The sequence below is a fragment of the Streptomyces sp. HUAS 15-9 genome (assembly GCF_025642155.1).
Lineage (GTDB): Bacteria > Actinomycetota > Actinomycetes > Streptomycetales > Streptomycetaceae > Streptomyces.
Genome location: NZ_CP106798.1, coordinates 7,886,997 through 7,904,718, shown reverse-complemented (window position 1 = coordinate 7,904,718; position 17,722 = coordinate 7,886,997). Strand labels below are relative to the sequence as shown.

Below are 17,722 nucleotides of genomic sequence, written 5' to 3'. Positions count from 1 at the left end.
GGCCGTCGAACCCTGACGGGACACCCGGGGCATCGAAGGGGGACACGCGGATGAGTGACACGGGCGTACGGATCGACGGGAACACGCTGCGGCTGCCGGGCGGTGTGGCGGTGCGGTTCGTGCGGACGCTGCGGCTGCCCGAGACGGGTACGCATCCGCTGCCGCCGGGCCTGGGCGAGTTCCCCGTCCGGCGGGTGGCCGACTTCCCGGACACGGTGCCGGCGCAGTGGCGGGCCCGCGGCGGCGTGATGCTGCCGGTGTATCTGCGCGAGGCGATGTGGCTGAGTTTCGCGGGCACGACGGAACCGGCCGCGCTGCAGGTCGGGGTCGGCAAGGTGTGCGCCGTGTCCGGCAAGCGGTGGAGCGACCGGCTGTCCCGCAGGCCGCAGAACTATGTCGTACTGCCCCGGCAGCCCTGGCTGGACGGCATCAACTCCGGGAAGGGGACGGTCCGCCAGTTCGTGGCCGTGCCGCTGGGGCTGGGTGCGACGGTGGAGGGGCAGGTCACCGGCGAGGAGGTGTGGGGCGGCGGACAGCTGCAGTCGTTCCCGCTGCGGGACGAGCCGCTCGCCGAGTGGCGCGAGCAGGAGCGGATCCGCCGGGAGCGGATGAGCAGGGCCACGGCGGCCGGCGGGTACGGCGCCGCCATGCCCATGGCCGCGCCCGCCCCCGGCGCACCGCCCGCCCCCGGCGCGATGCCGGCGCCCGCCGCCGCGCCCCGTTCTCCCATGGCCGCCGCCATGGGGCTCGGCGTCGGGGGTTCGATGCGCCAGGAGGTCTACCAGGACGACCGGAAGCTCAAGGAGTGGGCCGAGAAGCCGGCCGGGCGAGTGTTCGTGCATCTGGTGACGCCCCCGGAGTGGCGCCGCATCACGGGCGAGGCTCCGCCGCCGTCGCCGGTGGACCGGGCGGCGTACACCCGCGCGGGACTCCCCTGGTACGACTACTACGACCAGGACGGCGAGGACCTCGCACCCACGGACGCCCTCGGCGCGGTCAAGCCGGTCGGCGACTGGCTCGGGGACGATCTGGAGTCCTGGCAGGAGCCCACGCCCGGCCAGGTGAAGCCGCTGAAGGACGCGCCGGGCGAGCCGGTGGAGGACGGCGAGTGGTAGACACCACGTCTCACTGCACCCGGCCTCTCATTGCACCCTGCGCAACGCTCATTGTTCTTGCCTCTGACCTCGGATCCACGCCAAGGTGACTGTCACGACCGAGGCAGCCGACGACCTGAGGGTGCGGGCATGGACAGTGGTGCGCAAGCGGCGGGCGGCGGCTGGAGTCGGCGTCGGTTCGTCGGGGCCCTGGCGGGAACCGCGGTGGTGGTGGCCGTCCCGGCACCGGCGGCTCCACGGACGGGCGCGCCCGAAGCTCCACGGACCGGCACGTCCGAAGCTCCACGGACCGGCACGTCCGAAGCTCCACGGACGGACGCACCAGCCGCACAGCAACCGGCGCCCGCCGAATCCTCCCCGAAGGCGTCCGGCCCGCACCCCCTCTACCTGGGCACCTACACCTCGGCGGAGGACGGCGGCACGGGCATCGGGCTGGCCACGTACGACCCGGCGACGGGCGCGATCACCGGCGACGGCACGCTCACCGGCGTCGCCGACCCGTCGTATCTCGCCGTGCATCCGAACGGCCGCACCCTGTACGCGGTGAACGAGCGCGAGGACGGGGGCGTGACCGCGGTCCGCCTGGCCGACCGGCGGATCCTCGGCAGCCGGAGCACCGGCGGCGCGGCGCCCTGCCATGTGTCCGTCCACCCTTCCGGGCGGTGGCTGCTGAGCGCCAACTACGGGTCGGGCAGTGTGGCCGTGCACCCGATCGACGCCTTTGGCGCCCTCGGGGAGCACACCGACGTGGTCACGCACTCCAGCCCGGCGCCCGGCCCGGGGCAACAGGAGCCCCACGCGCACCAGTTCGTCACCAGCCCCGACGGGGGTCATGTCCTCGCCGTCGACCTGGGCACGGACACCGTCTACAGCTACCGCCTCGAACCCGCGAAGGGCACGCTCACCGAGGTCGCCCGCTCAGGGACCCGGCCGGGCGCGGGCCCGCGCCACCTCACCTTCCATCCGGGCGGCCGGTACGCCTATCTGGCCAACGAGGTGGACAACACGGTCGCGGTGTGTGCCTACGACCCCCGCACCGGCCGCCTCACGATCGGCGAGGCGCAGTCCACGGGCACCGGCGAGGGCACCAGCTACCCCGCGCAGATCCTGGTGACCGCGAACGGCTCGTACGCCTACCTGGCCAACCGCGGTCACAACAGCCTCACGCGCTACGCCGTGGAGGCGGACGGGGCCCGGCTCCGGCTGCTCGACACCGTGCCGGTGTCCGGCGACTTCCCGCGGCAGATCACCTTCTCGCCGAACGGGCGGCTGCTGTTCGCGGCGAACCAGCGCTCGGGCACGGTCAGCGTCTTCCATGTGGACACAGGCAGCGGTGAACTGCGGCTCGCGGGCGAGCCGTTCTCCTCACCGGTCGCCGTCTGCGCGCTGCCGCTGTAGCGAGCGGGGGCAGGTGGCCGCGCCGGCCTGCGCCAGCAGGGCGTGCATGCGTTCGCTCAGCTGCCCGACGTGATCGGCGGGCGTGTGAAACGGCAGGCGTACGTCACCGTGGGTGCGGGCGCGCTCGATGCGCAGGGTCAGCCCGTGTCGGTCCACGGCAAGGGGCTGGACGCGGACTGCCGCGTGCAGGCTGTCGGGCTCGACCAGGCGGGTGAGGCGCGCGACGGCGTCCGGATGGGCGTCGGCGAGGTGGGTCAGGAGCTGGGCCTCGGCGGCGGCCAGCGGGTCGGGCGCGGCGGCGGTGAACTCGTCGAGGTCGACGACCACGGAGCCGCGGGGCCTGCGCAGCACGACCCGGGTGGGCCTGAAGGCGAGCCGGCCGTCCTCGACGGCGAACCAGCCGGCGAGCCAGAGCCGTGCGCGGATCCGGCTGCGCACCGGGACGGGCGCGACGTCGGCGAACTCCAGCACGGCCGACGGTTCCCCACGCGGTGCGCAGACGGCGGCCGCGAGCAGGGCACTGTCCTCGGGGACGTGCAGGATCACCCGGCCGTCCACGGTCACGGTGTGCGCGCCGACGAACTCCTCCCGGCCGCCCTCCGCGGTCACCGCACAGGACCACGCGGCGGCGAGCACCGATCGCGCCTGCTGTGCCGCCCCGGGCGCGGCCGTCCAGGTCTGGCTGTCACCCATCCAGAAACCTCCTTAGGTAAGCCTTGCCTAACTTATCGAAGATCGGGGCGCATGCCAACCAGGCCGCTCGGGCCCGCACCGCCAGGCGTCAGGCGATGACCCCCAGCAGAGCCCGCGCGCACAGATCCCGCACCTGGTCCCGGGTCAGGTCCGAGCCGCGCAGCCACTCCAGGCACACGGCGGTGGTGAAGGCCAGCCAGCCGCGGACCGCGAGCCGCACCTCGGGGCGCTTCTCGAACAGCGGGCCGAACTCCGGGTCCGCGGAGAGGGCCGCCAGGATCTGCTGCTCCTGGGCGGCCAGAGCCCGCCGATAGACCCGCCGTACCGCCTGGTCACCGGCCGCGTCGGCGCGATGGAAGGCCCGGTAGCCGTGGGCGTGCGCCTCGACGTACTGCAGATAGGTGTCGAGTCCGGCGGTGAGCTGCTCGCGCACCGGCACCCCGGGCACGGCCGCCGTCATGCGCAGCATCCGCTCGCTCTCGCGCTCGACGACCGCCGCGAAGAAGTCCCGCTTCGTCGGGAAGTAGTGGTACAGCAGCCCCCGGGAGACCCCGGCGATCTCGGCGACCTGCTCGATCCACACGTCGTCGTAGGGGCTCTCCGAGAACAGTCTGGCCCCGACCGACAGGAGCTGCTCCCGGCGCTCCCCGGTGCTGAGTCTGCGGCGGGTGCGCTCGCCCTGGTTCGCAGCCATGTCCGCACTTTACTTGACGCCGGTTCAACAAGGGGGCCAGACTTCAACCCACTATTGAACCCACGTACAACACGGTACCGCAGCTCAACCTGCCGCTGGATCAAGGGAGATCGCGTCATGGCGGAGACGGACATGTCGACGACGGCCGGGGAAGCACTGCCGAGGGGCTTCCGCGGCGCCGAGCAGGGCTGGCCCGAGCTGCACCGCATTCCGCATCCGCCACGCCGCATCCCGCTGCTGGGCGATGTGCTCGGTGTCGACCGGCGCACTCCCGTGCAGGATTCGCTGCGCTACGCCCGTGAGCTGGGCCCGATCTTCCGGCGCAAGGCGTTCGGCAACGAGTTCGTGTTCGTGTGGGGCGCCCGTCTCGCGGCCGACATCTCGGACGAGGCCCGGTTCGCCAAGCACGTGGGGCTGGGGATCGCCAATCTGCGTCCGGTCGCCGGGGACGGGCTGTTCACGGCGTACAACCACGAGCCCAACTGGCAGCTGGCGCACGACGTCCTGGCCCCCGCCTTCAGCCGCGAGGCCATGGAGGGCTACCACTCCATGATGCTCGCCGTGGCCGGGCGGCTGACCGACCACTGGGACCGGGAGCTGGCCTCGGGCCGTGCCGTGGACGTGCCCGGCGACATGACCAAGCTGACCCTGGAGACGATCGCCCGCACCGGGTTCGGGCACGACTTCGGGTCGTTCGAGCGCGACCGGCCGCATCCCTTCGTCACCGCGATGGTGGGCACGCTCACCTACGCCCAGCGGCTGAACACCGTGCCCGCGCCGCTGGTCCGGTCGCTGCTGCGGCGGGCCGGCCGGCGCAACGCCGCCGACATCGCCCACCTCAACCGCACCGTCGACGACCTCGTGAGGGAGCGGCGCCGGTCCGGCAGCGGGGACGGGGACCTGCTCGACCGGATGCTCGACACCGCGCATCCGGAGACCGGGGAGCGGCTGTCGCCGGAGAACGTCCGGCGACAGGTGATCACCTTCCTGGTGGCCGGGCACGAGACCACCTCCGGCGCGCTGTCCTTCGCCCTGCACTACCTCTCCCGGCACCCGGACGTCGCCGCCCGGGCCCGCGCCGAGGTGGACCGGGTCTGGGGCGACACCCCGGCGCCCGGATACGAGCAGGTCGCCAAGTTGCGGTATGTGCGCCGGGTGCTCGACGAGTCGCTACGGCTGTGGCCGACCGCGCCCGCCTACGCCCGCGAGGCACGGCAGGACACGGTGCTGGCCGGGGAGCATCCGATGCGGCGGGGCGGGTGGGCGCTGGTGCTGACACCGATGCTGCACCGCGATCCCGAGGTGTGGGGCGCGGATGCCGAGCAGTTCGATCCGGACCGGTTCGACGCGAAAGCCGTACGGAAGCGTGCGCCGCACACCTTCAAACCGTTCGGCACCGGGGCACGGGCCTGCATCGGCCGCCAGTTCGCGCTGCACGAGGCGACCCTGGTCCTCGGCCTGCTGCTGCGCCGCTACGACCTCGTGTCCGACCCGGACTACCGGCTGCGGGTGACCGAGCGGCTGACGCTGATGCCGGAGGGGCTGCGACTGCGTCTGGAGCGCCGCCCCGCGCCCGCGCCCGCCGCGCCGGTGACCGTCCCCGAGGCCCCGGCGTCAGAGCCGCGCTGCCCAGTGCACGGGATGGGCGACTGACGTCGGCAGCCGGGTCCCGGCACTTCCCCGGGCCGCGTCGAGCTGCGGCTGGGTCAGGAAGAACACGCCGGTCAGATCGGCGTCCGTGAGATCGGCGTCGCGCAGATCTGCGCCTATCATGTCCGCGCCGCGCAGATCGGCGCCGGTGAGGTCGGCGGCGATGAGGTAGGCACCGCGCAGGCTGGCGCCGCGCAGGTCGGCGCCCTTGAGGCGGGCGCCCATGAGGTCGGCGCCCCGACGGTCCTTCTTCTTGCCCTTCTTGCCGGGGGCGCCCGCCCGCGCCAGTTCGCTGGTGCGCAGCAGCAGGACGTTGACCTCCTGCCGGTGGGCAACCACGTCGAACACGGCCAGTTCCCCGGGGCTCTGCCCGGTGAGCCGCTCGGTCTTCTCCAGGGCGGCGCGCAGCTCGGCGTGGACGGGACGGGCGGCAGGCAGGCTCAGCGCCTCGGTGAGATACCAGAGCAGTTCATGGAGCTGTCGTACGACGGGGAACACGTCGAACATCTGCCGGGCCTGCTCCTGGGAACCGCCACGCCAGTCCTGTCCGCCGAAGACGACCTGCGAGACCTTCTGACCGGCGCCGAAGCAGTCGTAGACCGTGCAGCCGGCAAAGCCCTTCTGCCTGAGGCCGGCGTGGATGCCGCACCGGTGGTCGTCCTGGAGGTTCCGGCAGGGCTTTCCGGCGGGCTTGTCGACCGCGAAGTCCGCCGAGGCGGCGAAGGGCAGGGCGACACAGCACAGCCCGAAGCAACGCGCGCAGTCACCGCGCAGTTCGGGCCGGTCGGCTATCTGGTCTGGCATGCACCCAGCCTACTGACCTGCGGAACCTCCCCTGACTGCGCAGGCCCGACTGCCCCACCGGGAACGGAAACTCACCGACGAGTTTTCCGCCCTGTGGGGGTCTTCTCATACAACGGAAAACAGGCTCGGCTACCACAGAGGGAGCACCCCGCACAGGCAGGAGCCGACCGAACCGAGGAGACGGACCATGTGCAGCCACCAGCCCCCGTGCCCCACCGCCGACCTGCCCGACCACCACACGGCCGCCATCGTGTCGGCCCACCCCGAGCAGGGGTGGAGCCTGCTGTGCAACGGCACCATCGTCTTCGACGACACCGGCGAACTCCTCCCCGACGGACGGGCCGTGGACCCGCACCGCGCCCTGGGCCCGCCGGCCGTGGCCGCCTGAGCCTCACTCCTCCAGTTCAGGCAGTTCGAGCCGGGCGAGCCGGTCGGGGTCGGCCAGGATGTACATCCCGGTGACCTTCCCGTCGGCGACGGTGAGGGACGCGACCGCCATGGGCTTGCCCTCCGGCGCGGTGACGAGTCCCAGGGAGCCGTTGACCAGCGCGAGCCGGACGAATCCGGCGAACTGCGAGAACATGACCGCCTGTTCGGCCACCGCCCTGGCCCCGTGCACCAGCTTGGACGCGGCCGCTCCGCGCACCAGGGCGCCCGCGTCGGCGCGCAGGACCACATCCGGGTGGAGCACGGCGACGAGCGCCTCGAAGTCGCCGCCGCGGGAGGCGGCCAGGAAGGCGTCGACCACCTCGCGCTGCCGCCCGAGGTCCGGGTCGGCCGGCGGGGTGGCGCCCTGGACCCGGCGACGGGCCCGGCTGGCCAGTTGCCGGGTCGCGGCCGAGGTGCGTTCCACGACGGGCGCGATGTCGTCGAACGGCACCGCGAACATGTCGTGCAGGACGAACGCCAGGCGCTCGGCGGGTTCCAGCGTCTCCAGGACGACCAGGAGGGCCACGCCGACCGAGTCGGCCTGGAGCACCTCCTGTTCGGGGTCGATCTGCGACAGCGGCCGGATCACCGGGTCCGGGACGAACGTGTCGTCCATCGGCTCCTCACGGCGGGCACCGCGCGAGCGCAGCATGTCCAGGCAGACCCGCCCGACCACGGTGGTCAGCCAGCCGCCGAGATTCCTGATCTCGTCCGGATCGGTGCGGCCGAGCCTGAACCAGGCCTCCTGCACCGCGTCCTCGGCCTCCGCGAGCGAACCCAGCATCCGGTAGGCCACCGCGCGCAGATGACCGCGGTGTTCCTCGAAGCGGTCGGCCAGGAGTTCCCTGTCGTTCATTGCGTCCCCGTTCGGTTGGTTGACGGCCTAGCGGCCGAACAGCTCGAAGGCGACCGCCGGCTTGCCGCCGAAGCGTTCGCCGGTGGCGGTGGCGTGCCCGGTCAGGAAGCTGCGTGCGTACGTCTCCGGGTCGTCGTCGGTCAACGCCCTTATGTAGGTGCGGTGTTCGAGCAGGGAGCGCACCGCGCGCTCCAGGCCGGGTGTGGCGTCCACCGCGTGGGTCGGGCTGCTGGAGCCGGCGACGGCCACCCAGCGGACACCGTTCCAGGGTTCCAGGCCCTGTTCGGCGAGTTCGGGGAAGATCCAGCGGTTGCCGGCGTCCGCGGCGGCGTCGAGGGTGGCGAGGCCGACGGCGACATGGTCGGGGGTGTTCCAGGCGACGCCGCCCCAGGTGTCCCGGTGGTTGAGGGTGAGGACGAGTTCGGGGCGGTGGCGGCGGATCGCGGCGGCGATGTCGCGGCGCAGGGCGGTGCCGTACTCGACGACCCCGTCCCGGTGGTCCAGGAACTCGACGGTGGTGACTCCCACCACGGCCGCGCTCGCCCGCTGCTCCTGTTCCCGCAGCGGAGCGCACTTGGCGGGTTCGAGTGTGTCGATGCCCGCCTCGCCGCGCGTCGCCAGGACGTAGGCGACCTCGCGGCCGCCGTCGGTCCACGCGGCGACCGCCGCGGCGCACCCGTACTCGAGGTCGTCCGGGTGCGCCACCATGGCCAGGGCGCGCCGCCAGTCGTCAGGCATGGGCTGAAGCTGACTGATCCTCGGCTCGGTCATGGGCGCAGACTATGCCGATCTCCCGTGCTCGCAAGCGCTTTTGAGTTCGGGCTCAGGCCTGGTCACGGGTCAGCGCGAGCAGCCGGTCCAGGACGCGCGGCGCGCCGGCCCGCAGGCCGTCGTGCTCGAACTCGTCGGTCACCCAGGTGCGCAGCCCGCGGATCGCGCGGGCGGTCCGCAGGGAGTGGGCGGTGTCGACGTACATGTCGTCGTGGTAGACGGCCGCGGCGACCGGGACCTCGTTGGCGGCGAGGCGGGCCGGGTCGTACAGGGGCTGCCAGTCGGTGCGGGCGGCCAGCGCGTGGGCCGTGTCGCGCAGGGGGCGCAGGGCCGGGTCGCTGTCGAACATCCAGGGGTAGATGTTCTCGCCGGTGAACAGCACCGGTGCGTCGCCGGCGAGGGCCTTGGGGGCGTCGAACTGCGGGAACTCGGCGCGGATCCGTTCGGCGGCCCAGGCGGTGGGGCGGGTGTCCTGGCCGTAGATCGGCTCGTGGAGGAGGGCGAAGAGCGGATGGTCCGCGTAGGAGAGGAGGCCCTGGACCTCTTCCTGGAAGGCGTCGGACAGCTCGGTGCCGTGCGGGGTGCGGACGAAGGCGTTCTCCAGGAGGTAGTGGAGGCGGTGGCTGCCGTCGCTCGCGCCGAGCATGAGGCCGAGGGACTGGAAGGCCTCGACGGTGAGGGGGTAGCCGTTCGGCAGGACGACGTCGTGGGTCAGCAGGTGGTCGGCGATCCGGCGGGCGCGCTCGACGTCCTGCGGGTAACGGGCGTAGTGCGCGGTGACCTTGCGCTCGATGCGGGGGTACGCGGCCCGGTAGACGTCGTCGGCGTGGGCGTCGAGGGAGGGCAGGCCGCCGGTGATCACGGCGGTGGCCAGGCCCTCCGGGGCCAGGGACAGATAGCTGACCGTGCAGAAGCCGCCGAAGCTCTGGCCGAGGACGGTCCAGGGGGCGCCGTCGGTGAGCCGGGCGCGGATCAGCTCGCAGTCGCGGACGATCGAGTCGGCACGGAAGTGGGCGAGGTAGTCGGCCTGCTCGGCCGGGCCGCCGCGCAGCGGGAGGGTCTGCCGGTTGGCGGGCGTGGAGTGGCCGGTGCCGCGCTGGTCGAGGAGCAGGACGCGGTACTCGTCCAGGGCGCGGTCGAGCCAGGCCTGCCGCCCGACGAAACGATTCGCCCCATAGCCGGGACCGCCCTGGAGATAGACCAGCCACGGCAGGTCCTGTCGCGCCTTGTCACTGGCGACGACCTCACGGGCGTAGAGCTCGATCGTCTCGCCCTGCGGGTCGGCGTGGTCCAGGGGCACGGTGAAGTGGCGGTCGGTGAGGACGACGCCGGGCTGGCGATAGCTGAGGCTCAACAGGTCTCCCGGGACGGACGGATGGTCGCGTCCCAGTTCAGCACATGTCCGTCCGCCGTCCGACCCCCGGGATCGTGACTCGGCCCCCTCGTGAATCAAGGATTCTTACTGACTCCGCGATCAGCGGGCCGCGAGACTCGAGCGGCGCACCACGAGCTCCGGCTGGAGCACCACCCGCCGATGCTCGTGCGCCCCCGGCGCGTTCTGCGTCTCGGTCTCCTCCAGCAGGAGTTCGGCGGCGAGGGCGCCCATGGTGACCGCGGGCTGCCGTACCGAGGTGAGCGGGACGGCGGCCGCGGCCGCGAACTCGATGTCGTCGTAGCCGACGATCGCGAGGTCGTCGGGCACGGTGACCCCGGCCGCGTACATGGCCTGCAGAACACCAAGCGCCAGCAGGTCGTTGGCGCAGAAGACGGCGGTCGGGCGCTCGGCGATCCCGAGGAGCCGGGCGCCGGCGTCCCGGCCCGCGGCGACGTCGAGGTGTTCGGTGGGCAGCTCGCGCAGGGCTTGTGGACCGAGCCCGGCCTCCGCGAGCGCGTTCAGGGCGCCGGTGCGGCGGTCGCGGACCTGGTTCAGTCCGGGCGGGCCACTGACGTACGCGACGCAGCGGTGCCCGGCGTCCACCAGGTGGCGCACGGCCAGGGCGCCGCCCGCCACGTCGTCGACGGAGACCGAGCACTCGGTGGTGCCCTCGGAGACCCGGTCGACCAGTACGAAGGGGATGCCGTGCCGGCGGAACGACTCGATGTTGCGCCCGGTCGCGTCGGCCGGGGTGAGCAGCACCCCGCGCACCCGCTGCTCGGCGAAGAGCGACAGATACTCGGCCTCCTCGCCCGCGTCCTGCGCGCTGTTGCAGACCATCACGCCGAGCCCGGCCTGCCGCGCCGCCCGCTCGGCGCCGCGCGCCACGTCGACGAAGAACGGGTTGCCCATGTCGAGGACGAGCAGGCCCATGATCCGGCTGCGCCCCGCGCGCAGCTGACGCGCGGACTCGCTGCGGACGTAGCCGAGCCGGTCGATCGCCGACTGCACGCGCGCCCGGGTCTCGCCGGCGACGGAATCCGGGCGGTTGATGACGTTCGAGACGGTGCCCACCGACACTCCGGCGGCGCGGGCGACGTCCTTGATACCCACCGACTGGGCCATCGGGCAGAGACCTCCTGGTGAACGAGGGGCGGCGGGGAGGCCTTCACATTACCGCCATCACTGCCCGGAACAGACCGGTCAGGCAGGGAGTGCGAAGTCCACGACATGAAGTGCCGAGGGGGTCGTGCCGACCGACTTCTCCTGGTACATGAACGACAGCACGTTGTCCGCCGCGACCCGTGTCTCGTCGATCACGACCTCCCCGAACGCGTTCAGGTCGCTGCCGTAGTACAGCGGCGCCCAGTCCGTGTACCCGGAGGACTTCGAGGCACCCGCGATCCGGCCGTAGGGGAAGATCGCATAGGCGTTGTCGTACCGGTCCAGGACCAGTCTGGTGCGCTGGCTGGAGCTCGGCACGACGGGGATCTCGGTCTTCCGCCAGGTTCCGGAGGAGTCCTTGCGGAGATGGAAGGCCCGGCCGTTCGCCGTGCGGTCGGCGACGTAGTCCGCGCCGCACGGGCCGAAGCGGGCGGGGACATGGCTGATGATCGCGTGCGGCAGGCCGGTGGAGTCGACGGCCTGGCTCTCCTGGTTCATCAGGGCGTGGTCGGGGCCGATGGAGTCGACCACCAGGCCGGGGTCGGTGACCGTGACGGTGTCCGGGGTCCCCGTGGTGCCCACGAGGGCACCCGCGTCAGTGCGCCAGGTACGACCACGGTCGGTGGAGTGGACATAGCCGGTGTCGTGGTTGGTGATCCCCCCGTCGGCACCCGTCACGGCGGCGTTCTGCTCACGCCAGGTGAAGAAGGCGTGCAGCCGGCCGGCCGCGTCGTAGTCGAGGCCGTGCAGATACATGTTGCGGGCGTCGCTGGAGCCGTGCGCGCCGGTGTAGGTGCCGGTGGAACCGCTCCACTCCCCCAGCGCGGTCCAGGCCGAACCGTCGTACTCGGTGAGCGCGTTGCGGCCGTCGCCGGAGATGCCGACGCGATAGCTGAGCTGCAGCCTGCCCTCGGGTGTCGGGACGAACTGGGGGTAGGTGAACCGCGACGTGAGGGCGAGCCCGTCGAGGGTCGTCCGTACGGCGCCGAAGACGGACGGGGTCCAGGAGGTGGAGGCGGGATGGTCCAGGAGTCCGGCGACCGACTTGACGTAGAAGAAGCCGTCGCTGTGCGCGTCCATGACGAGGTGCAGCCGGCCGTCGGTCCGCGAGACCCCCATGGAGATCACATTGTGGGAGTCGTCGCTCTTGAGGGTGTGGGCAAGCGTGACGGTCGACCAGGCGGAGCCGCCGAGGACCCGGCGGGCGACGACGGCATGGCGGGTCGCGGTGTACCAGACGGCGTATTGATGTCCCCCGTGGGTCAACAGGCCGTTCTTCTGGAAGGAGTTGTTGTTGACCAGGCCGTCGTAGGACACGAAGTAGACGGCTCGGGCGTCGAGTTGGCTGGTGCCCTGTATGACGACCGAGGGGCGTCCTGTCATCAGCGGGACCCTCCGGGTTCAGGCGAGGTGGAAGACTTCGGTGAGGGGCTTCATGGCTTCGTCGGGTCCGGTGCCGTCCAGCGACTCGAAGAACGGCGCCATCTCGGCCTGCCAGCGGGCGTTGACATCTCTCGCCGCCATGCCGGCCCGCGCGGCCACGAAGTCCTCGGTCTCCAGATAGCCGACGAGCAGGCCGTCCTCGCGCAGGAAGAGCGAGTAGTTGTGCCAGCCGGTGGCGGAGAGCGCGTCGAGCATCTCCGGCCAGACGGCGGCGTGCCGCCCACGGTACTCGTCGAGCCGGTCCGCCCGGACCTTCAGCAGGAAGCACACGCGCTGCATCAGCGCCCCTTCGTGAAAGGTTTCAACCAGAATGCCGGGACGTTAGGCACGGCAGCCATGTCGCGTCAATGGGGCTTGTCGAAAGTACGTCGATAGTAGAAGGTCGTGGTCGCGCCACGGGAGACACGGATGACCGGATGGCTTGACACCCCCTCGGGAGGGCTCATAGCTTGCGATCCTGAATCGTTTCACACACTCAGCCGTTCCGACCGACACCTCAGGAGCCCTGAAGTGACCGACCTCGCCGCCGTGAAGGCCGCGCTGAAGACCCAGGCCATCGAGACGCCGTCGTGGGCGTACGGGAACTCGGGGACCCGGTTCAAGGTGTTCGCCCAGCAGGGCGTGCCGCGCGACCCACGGGAGAAGCTGGAGGACGCCGCGCAGGTGCATGCGTTCACCGGCGTCGCGCCGACCGTCGCCCTGCACATTCCGTGGGACACGGTGGAGGACTACGCGGCCCTGGCGAAGTTCGCCGAGGAACGCGGCCTGAAGCTCGGCGCGATCAACTCCAACACCTTCCAGGACGACGACTACCGGCTCGGCAGCATCTGCCATCCGGATGCCGTGGTGCGGCGCAAGGCCGTCGCCCATCTGCTGGAGTGCGTCGACATCATGGACGCCACCGGGTCGAAGGACCTGAAGCTGTGGTTCGCGGACGGTACGAACTATCCGGGGCAGGACGACGTACGGGCACGGCAGGACCGGCTGGCCGAGGGGCTGGCCGAGGTGTACGAGCGGCTCGGCGAGGGGCAGCGGATGCTGCTGGAGTACAAGCTCTTCGAGCCCACGTTCTATACGACCGACGTCCCGGACTGGGGCACGGCGTACGCCCACTGTCTGAAGCTCGGGCCCAAGGCGCAGGTCGTGGTGGACACGGGGCACCATGCGCCAGGGACCAACATCGAGTTCATCGTCGCCACGCTGTTGCGGGAGGGGAAGCTCGGGGGGTTCGACTTCAATTCGCGGTTCTACGCGGACGACGACCTGATGGTGGGGGCGGCGGATCCGTTCCAGCTGTTCCGGATCATGTACGAGGTGGTGCGTGGGGGTGGGTTCGGGCCGGAGGTCGCGTTCATGCTCGACCAGTGTCACAACGTCGAGGCGAAGATTCCGGCGATCATCCGTTCCGTGATGAATGTGCAAGAGGCTACCGCCAAGGCTTTGCTGGTCGACCGGTTGGCCTTGGCCGGGGCGCAGGCCTCCGGTGATGTGCTGGGGGCCAACGCGGTGTTGATGGACGCGTACAACACCGATGTGCGGCCGTTGTTGGCTGACGTACGGGAAGAGATGGGGCTGGATCGCGATCCCGTCCGTGCGTATGCCCTGTCCGGGTGGGGCGAGCGGACTGTTGCTGAGCGGGTCGGTGGTCGGCAGGCCGATTGGGGGGCGTGAGCGTCTGCCGGGATCTGTTCGTTGCGGGCTGCGCGTTCGTCGTGGCTGGTCGCGCCCACGCGGCGGAGCCGCATATCGATACAGCCCCGCGCCCTGAAGACTTGCACTCACCGTCTTCTGAGTAAGGACCCGAAGATCATGGCACCCCACCCCGAAGCCGCCGCTCTCCTCTCCCGTTCCCATCGGCTCGGCGCCGACCCCCGCAATACCAACTACGCCGGTGGCAACGCGTCCGCCAAAGGCACCGACACCGATCCCGTGACCGGCGGGGACGTCGAGCTCATGTGGGTGAAGGGGTCCGGGGGTGACCTCGGGACACTCACCGAAGGAGGGCTCGCCGTGTTGCGGCTCGATCGGCTTCGGGCGCTCGCGGACGTCTACCCGGGCGTCGAGCGCGAGGACGAGATGGTCGCCGCGTTGGACTACTGCCTGCACGGGAAGGGCGGAGCGGCGCCGTCCATCGACACCGCCATGCACGGGCTGGTGGACGCCCCGCACGTGGACCATCTGCACCCCGACTCCGGCATCGCGCTCGCGTGTGCCGTCGGCGGGGAGAAGCTGACCGCCGAGTGCTTCGGCGACACCGTGGTGTGGGTGCCGTGGCGGCGGCCCGGGTTCCGGCTCGGGCTGGACATCGCCGCGATCAAGGAGGCCAACCCGCAGGCCATCGGGTGCGTCCTCGGTGGGCACGGGATCACCGCGTGGGGTGACAGCTCCGAGGAGTGCGAGCGGAACTCGCTGCACATCATCCGTACCGCCGAGGCCTTCCTCGCCGAGCGCGGGAAGGCGGAGCCGTTCGGGCCCGTGATCGAGGGGTACGAGGCGCTGCCCGAGGGTGCGCGGCGGGAGCGGGCGGCCGCGCTCGCGCCGTACGTCCGTGCCGTCGCCTCCCAGGACCGGGCGCAGGTCGGGCACTTCGACGGCTCCGACGCCGTCCTCGACTTCCTGGCCCGCGGCGAGCACCCGCGGCTCGCCGCGCTGGGTACGTCGTGCCCCGACCACTTCCTGCGGACGAAGGTACGGCCCCTCGTCCTGGACCTGCCGCCGGCCGTGCCGTTGGAGGAAGCCGTCGCACGGCTGAAGGAGCTGCACGCCGAGTACCGCGAGGAATACGCGGCCTACTACCGGCGGCACGCGCTTCCCGACTCCCCCGCCATGCGCGGCGCCGACCCGGCGATCGTGCTGGTACCCGGCGTGGGCATGTTCAGCTTCGGCAAGGACAAGCAGACGGCGCGCGTGGCCGGTGAGTTCTACGTCAACGCGATCAATGTGATGCGCGGGGCCGAGGCGGTGTCGACGTACGCGCCGATCGAGGAGTCGGAGAAGTTCCGCATCGAGTACTGGGCGCTGGAGGAGGCCAAGCTCCGGCGGATGCCGAGGCCGAAGGCCCTGGCGACCCGGGTGGCGCTGGTGACGGGCGCGGGCAGCGGGATCGGGAGGGCGATCGCGCGTCGGCTGGTCGCCGAGGGGGCCTGTGTCGTCGTCGCCGACCTCGATGCCGAGAACGCCGGGAAGGTCGTCGAGGAGCTGGGCGGGCCGGACATGGCCGTGGCGGTGACCGTGGACGTGACGGACGAGGCCCGGATCACCGCGGCGTTCAAGGCGGCGGTGCTCGCCTTCGGCGGGGTCGACCTCGTGGTCAACAACGCGGGGATCTCCATCTCCAAGCCGCTGCTGGAGACCTCGGCCGAGGACTGGGACCGCCAGCACGACATCATGGCCCGCGGTTCCTTCCTGGTGTCGCGGGAGGCGGCCCGGGTGATGATCGCGCAGGGGCTGGGCGGCGACATCGTCTACATCGCCTCGAAGAACGCCGTCTTCGCCGGGCCGAACAACATCGCCTACTCCGCCACCAAGGCCGACCAGGCCCATCAAGTGCGTTTGCTGGCCGTCGAGTTGGGTGGTCATGGGATCCGGGTCAACGGGGTCAACCCGGACGGTGTGGTGCGCGGTTCCGGGATCTTCGCCGGGGGCTGGGGCGCGCAGCGGGCGGCGGTGTACGGGGTCGAGGAGGAGAAGCTGGGCGAGTTCTACGCTCAGCGGACCATCCTCAAGCGGGAGGTGTTGCCGGAGCATGTCGCGAACGCCGTGTTCGCGCTCACGGGCGGGGACCTGACGCACACCACAGGGCTGCACGTCCCGGTCGACGCGGGTGTGGCGGCCGCGTTCCTGCGGTGAGCGCCGCCGTGAAGTCGTACGCGGCGGTCGACCTCGGTGCCTCCAGCGGGCGCGTCATGGTCGGGCGTGTCGGCCCCGGCAGCCTGGAGCTGGCCGAAGCGCATCGTTTTCCCAACCGGCCCGTCCGGGTGCCGGAGGGGCTGCGCTGGGACGTCCTCGCGCTGTACGCCGGGGTGCTGGAGGGGCTGGGGGCGGCCGGGCAGGTGGACTCCGTCGGCATCGACGGGTGGGGCGTGGACTACGGGCTGCTCGACGCCGACGGAGCCCTGCTCGGCAACCCCGTGCACTACCGGGATGCCCGCACCGAGGGCGCCGCGGAGAAGGTGTGGGCGACCGTGCCCGCCCCCGAGCTGTACGCGGCGACCGGACTGCAGTACGCGCCCATCAACACCCTGTTCCAGCTGACGGCGGCCCGCGACACCCGGCAACTCGCCCATGCCGCACGCCTGTTGCTCGTTCCCGACCTGATCGCCTACTGGCTGACGGGCGAGCAGGGCACGGAGCTCACCAACGCCTCCACCACCCAGCTCATCGATCCCCGCACCCGCGAGTGGTCGTACGACGTCGCCGCCCGCCTGGGCATCGACCTCGGCCTCTTCGCACCGCTGCGGCAGCCGGGCGATCCGGCGGGTCTACTGCGGGCGGAGGTGCTGGAGGCGACGGGGCTCTCCGGTCCCGTGCCGGTGACGGCGGTCGGCTCGCACGACACGGCTTCGGCGGTGGCCGCGGTCCCGGCCGTCGGCGAGCGCTTCGCCTACATCTGCACCGGCACCTGGTCCCTGGCGGGCCTTGAGCTGGACGCGCCGGTGCTCACCGAGGAGAGCCGCGTCGCCAACTTCACCAACGAACTGGGGCTGGACGGCACGGTCCGGTATCTCCGCAACATCATGGGGCTGTGGCTGTTGCAGGAGTGCGTACGGGCCTGGGGCGATCCGGATCTCGGCGGGCTGCTGCGCGCGGCGGCCGAGGTTCCGGCGCTGCGGTCGGTCGTGGACGCGGGGGACCCGGCGTTCCTGGCGCCGGGCCGGATGCCGGAGCGGATCGCCGAGGTCTGCCGGGCGACCGGGCAGCCGGTGCCGCTCGCCCCCGGCGAGGTCACGCGGTGCATCCTGGACTCCCTCGCTCTGGCCCATCGCCGGGCCGTGACCGACGCGCAGCGGCTGGCCGGTCATCCGGTGGACGTCGTTCACGTGGTCGGCGGCGGCACCCGCAACGCGCTGCTGTGCCAACTGACCGCCGACGCCTGCGGGCTGCCGGTGGTGGCGGGTCCGGCGGAGGCCGCGGCCCTCGGCAACGTGCTGGTCCAGGCGCGCGCGCACGGTCTGGCCGGCGATCACACCGACCTGCGCCGACTGGTCGCCCGCACCCAGCCGCTCAGCCGGTACGAGCCGCTCGGCACGACGGCGCGCTGGCGGGAGGCCGAGGCCCGACTCGGCGCGCGGTGAGCCGGGGTCTCCCCGCACCCGTCCCCGCCCACTACC

The 17,722-nt window shown here is 71.8% G+C and carries 16 protein-coding genes; 7 read left to right on the top strand and 9 right to left on the bottom strand.

Annotated elements, in window-relative coordinates:
* Positions 1-50 precede the first annotated feature (50 nt).
* Together N8I87_RS35980 and N8I87_RS35975 are read left to right on the top strand one after the other, a co-directional pair.
* Positions 51-1,115, top strand: a complete 1,065-nt coding sequence (locus N8I87_RS35980) for a hypothetical protein (RefSeq protein ID WP_263215039.1) — start codon at positions 51-53, stop codon at positions 1,113-1,115.
* Between the two features lie 129 nt (positions 1,116-1,244).
* Positions 1,245-2,513 (top strand): lactonase family protein, encoded by a 1,269-nt coding sequence (locus tag N8I87_RS35975; RefSeq protein WP_263215038.1) that lies wholly within the window; start codon positions 1,245-1,247, stop codon positions 2,511-2,513.
* Here the strand turns inward: N8I87_RS35975 and N8I87_RS35970 are convergent.
* Together N8I87_RS35970 and N8I87_RS35965 are read right to left on the bottom strand one after the other, a co-directional pair.
* On the bottom strand, positions 2,481-3,206 hold the full coding sequence (locus tag N8I87_RS35970; protein WP_263215037.1) for a DUF2470 domain-containing protein: 726 nt from the start codon (positions 3,204-3,206) through the stop codon (positions 2,481-2,483). The two genes, N8I87_RS35975 and N8I87_RS35970, sit on opposite strands and share 33 nt — an antisense overlap.
* Positions 3,207-3,294: 88 nt before the next feature.
* Positions 3,295-3,900, bottom strand: coding sequence for a TetR/AcrR family transcriptional regulator (locus N8I87_RS35965; RefSeq protein WP_263215036.1), 606 nt, complete (start codon positions 3,898-3,900; stop codon positions 3,295-3,297).
* A 117-nt stretch (positions 3,901-4,017) separates the two neighbouring features.
* Here N8I87_RS35965 and N8I87_RS35960 point away from each other — a divergent pair, with 117 nt between their 5' ends.
* A complete protein-coding gene (locus N8I87_RS35960) occupies positions 4,018-5,553 on the top strand; it encodes a cytochrome P450 (protein ID WP_263215035.1) in 1,536 nt (511 codons plus the stop codon).
* On the opposite strand, the gene N8I87_RS35955 is transcribed toward N8I87_RS35960, so the two are convergent.
* Complete coding sequence (locus N8I87_RS35955) at positions 5,515-6,354, bottom strand: pentapeptide repeat-containing protein (RefSeq protein ID WP_263215034.1); 840 nt, start codon at positions 6,352-6,354, stop codon at positions 5,515-5,517. The genes N8I87_RS35960 and N8I87_RS35955 overlap by 39 nt on opposite strands.
* Positions 6,355-6,541: 187 nt before the next feature.
* Between N8I87_RS35955 and N8I87_RS35950 the strand changes: the two genes are divergently transcribed.
* The gene (locus N8I87_RS35950; RefSeq protein ID WP_263215033.1) at positions 6,542-6,742 is read left to right on the top strand and encodes a DUF5999 family protein; all 201 of its coding nucleotides are present in this window, start codon (positions 6,542-6,544) and stop codon (positions 6,740-6,742) included.
* Positions 6,743-6,745: 3 nt separating this feature from the next.
* Here the strand turns inward: N8I87_RS35950 and sigJ are convergent, their stop codons facing one another.
* The 6 genes from sigJ to N8I87_RS35920 form a co-directional block, all read right to left on the bottom strand.
* Positions 6,746-7,639 (bottom strand): RNA polymerase sigma factor SigJ, encoded by an 894-nt coding sequence (sigJ, locus tag N8I87_RS35945; protein ID WP_263215032.1) that lies wholly within the window; start codon positions 7,637-7,639, stop codon positions 6,746-6,748.
* A 27-nt stretch (positions 7,640-7,666) separates the two neighbouring features.
* Positions 7,667-8,410, bottom strand: a complete 744-nt coding sequence (locus N8I87_RS35940) for a PIG-L deacetylase family protein (RefSeq protein WP_263215031.1) — start codon at positions 8,408-8,410, stop codon at positions 7,667-7,669.
* A 52-nt stretch (positions 8,411-8,462) separates the two neighbouring features.
* A complete protein-coding gene (locus tag N8I87_RS35935; protein ID WP_263215030.1) occupies positions 8,463-9,764 on the bottom strand; it encodes an alpha/beta hydrolase in 1,302 nt (433 codons plus the stop codon).
* Between the two features lie 120 nt (positions 9,765-9,884).
* Positions 9,885-10,910: a LacI family DNA-binding transcriptional regulator gene (locus tag N8I87_RS35930; protein ID WP_263215029.1), complete on the bottom strand. Its 1,026-nt coding sequence runs from the start codon at positions 10,908-10,910 to the stop codon at positions 9,885-9,887.
* A gap of 78 nt (positions 10,911-10,988) precedes the next feature.
* Positions 10,989-12,332 (bottom strand): BNR repeat-containing protein, encoded by a 1,344-nt coding sequence (locus tag N8I87_RS35925; protein WP_263215028.1) that lies wholly within the window; start codon positions 12,330-12,332, stop codon positions 10,989-10,991.
* Between the two features lie 18 nt (positions 12,333-12,350).
* Positions 12,351-12,671 (bottom strand): L-rhamnose mutarotase, encoded by a 321-nt coding sequence (locus N8I87_RS35920; protein WP_263215027.1) that lies wholly within the window; start codon positions 12,669-12,671, stop codon positions 12,351-12,353.
* 231 nt (positions 12,672-12,902) lie between these two features.
* Here N8I87_RS35920 and rhaI point away from each other — a divergent pair, with 231 nt between their 5' ends.
* The 3 genes from rhaI to N8I87_RS35905 all read left to right on the top strand — a co-directional run bounded on the left by rhaI (position 12,903) and on the right by N8I87_RS35905 (position 17,686).
* Positions 12,903-14,063, top strand: coding sequence for an L-rhamnose isomerase (gene rhaI, locus N8I87_RS35915; RefSeq protein ID WP_263215026.1), 1,161 nt, complete (start codon positions 12,903-12,905; stop codon positions 14,061-14,063).
* Between the two features lie 138 nt (positions 14,064-14,201).
* A complete protein-coding gene (locus N8I87_RS35910; RefSeq protein ID WP_263215025.1) occupies positions 14,202-16,241 on the top strand; it encodes a bifunctional aldolase/short-chain dehydrogenase in 2,040 nt (679 codons plus the stop codon).
* Entirely contained in the window at positions 16,238-17,686 is a 1,449-nt protein-coding gene (locus N8I87_RS35905) for a rhamnulokinase (protein ID WP_263215024.1), read from the top strand. The genes N8I87_RS35910 and N8I87_RS35905 overlap by 4 nt, the downstream gene beginning before the upstream one ends.
* Positions 17,687-17,722 lie beyond the last annotated feature (36 nt).

What these genes read in the sequence shown, in the direction of transcription:
- sigJ (WP_263215032.1), bottom strand. Translation starts at nt 7,639, where the DNA reads ATGAACGACAGGGAACTCCTGGCCGACCGCTTCGAGGAACACCGCGGT.
- N8I87_RS35925 (WP_263215028.1), bottom strand. Translation starts at nt 12,332, where the DNA reads ATGACAGGACGCCCCTCGGTCGTCATACAGGGCACCAGCCAACTCGAC.
- N8I87_RS35955 (WP_263215034.1), bottom strand. Translation starts at nt 6,354, where the DNA reads ATGCCAGACCAGATAGCCGACCGGCCCGAACTGCGCGGTGACTGCGCG.
- N8I87_RS35910 (WP_263215025.1), top strand. Translation starts at nt 14,202, where the DNA reads ATGGCACCCCACCCCGAAGCCGCCGCTCTCCTCTCCCGTTCCCATCGG.
- N8I87_RS35980 (WP_263215039.1), top strand. Translation starts at nt 51, where the DNA reads ATGAGTGACACGGGCGTACGGATCGACGGGAACACGCTGCGGCTGCCG.
- N8I87_RS35950 (WP_263215033.1), top strand. Translation starts at nt 6,542, where the DNA reads ATGTGCAGCCACCAGCCCCCGTGCCCCACCGCCGACCTGCCCGACCAC.
- N8I87_RS35940 (WP_263215031.1), bottom strand. Translation starts at nt 8,410, where the DNA reads ATGACCGAGCCGAGGATCAGTCAGCTTCAGCCCATGCCTGACGACTGG.
- N8I87_RS35975 (WP_263215038.1), top strand. Translation starts at nt 1,245, where the DNA reads ATGGACAGTGGTGCGCAAGCGGCGGGCGGCGGCTGGAGTCGGCGTCGG.
- N8I87_RS35965 (WP_263215036.1), bottom strand. Translation starts at nt 3,900, where the DNA reads ATGGCTGCGAACCAGGGCGAGCGCACCCGCCGCAGACTCAGCACCGGG.
- N8I87_RS35920 (WP_263215027.1), bottom strand. Translation starts at nt 12,671, where the DNA reads ATGCAGCGCGTGTGCTTCCTGCTGAAGGTCCGGGCGGACCGGCTCGAC.
- N8I87_RS35960 (WP_263215035.1), top strand. Translation starts at nt 4,018, where the DNA reads ATGGCGGAGACGGACATGTCGACGACGGCCGGGGAAGCACTGCCGAGG.
- N8I87_RS35930 (WP_263215029.1), bottom strand. Translation starts at nt 10,910, where the DNA reads ATGGCCCAGTCGGTGGGTATCAAGGACGTCGCCCGCGCCGCCGGAGTG.
- N8I87_RS35970 (WP_263215037.1), bottom strand. Translation starts at nt 3,206, where the DNA reads ATGGGTGACAGCCAGACCTGGACGGCCGCGCCCGGGGCGGCACAGCAG.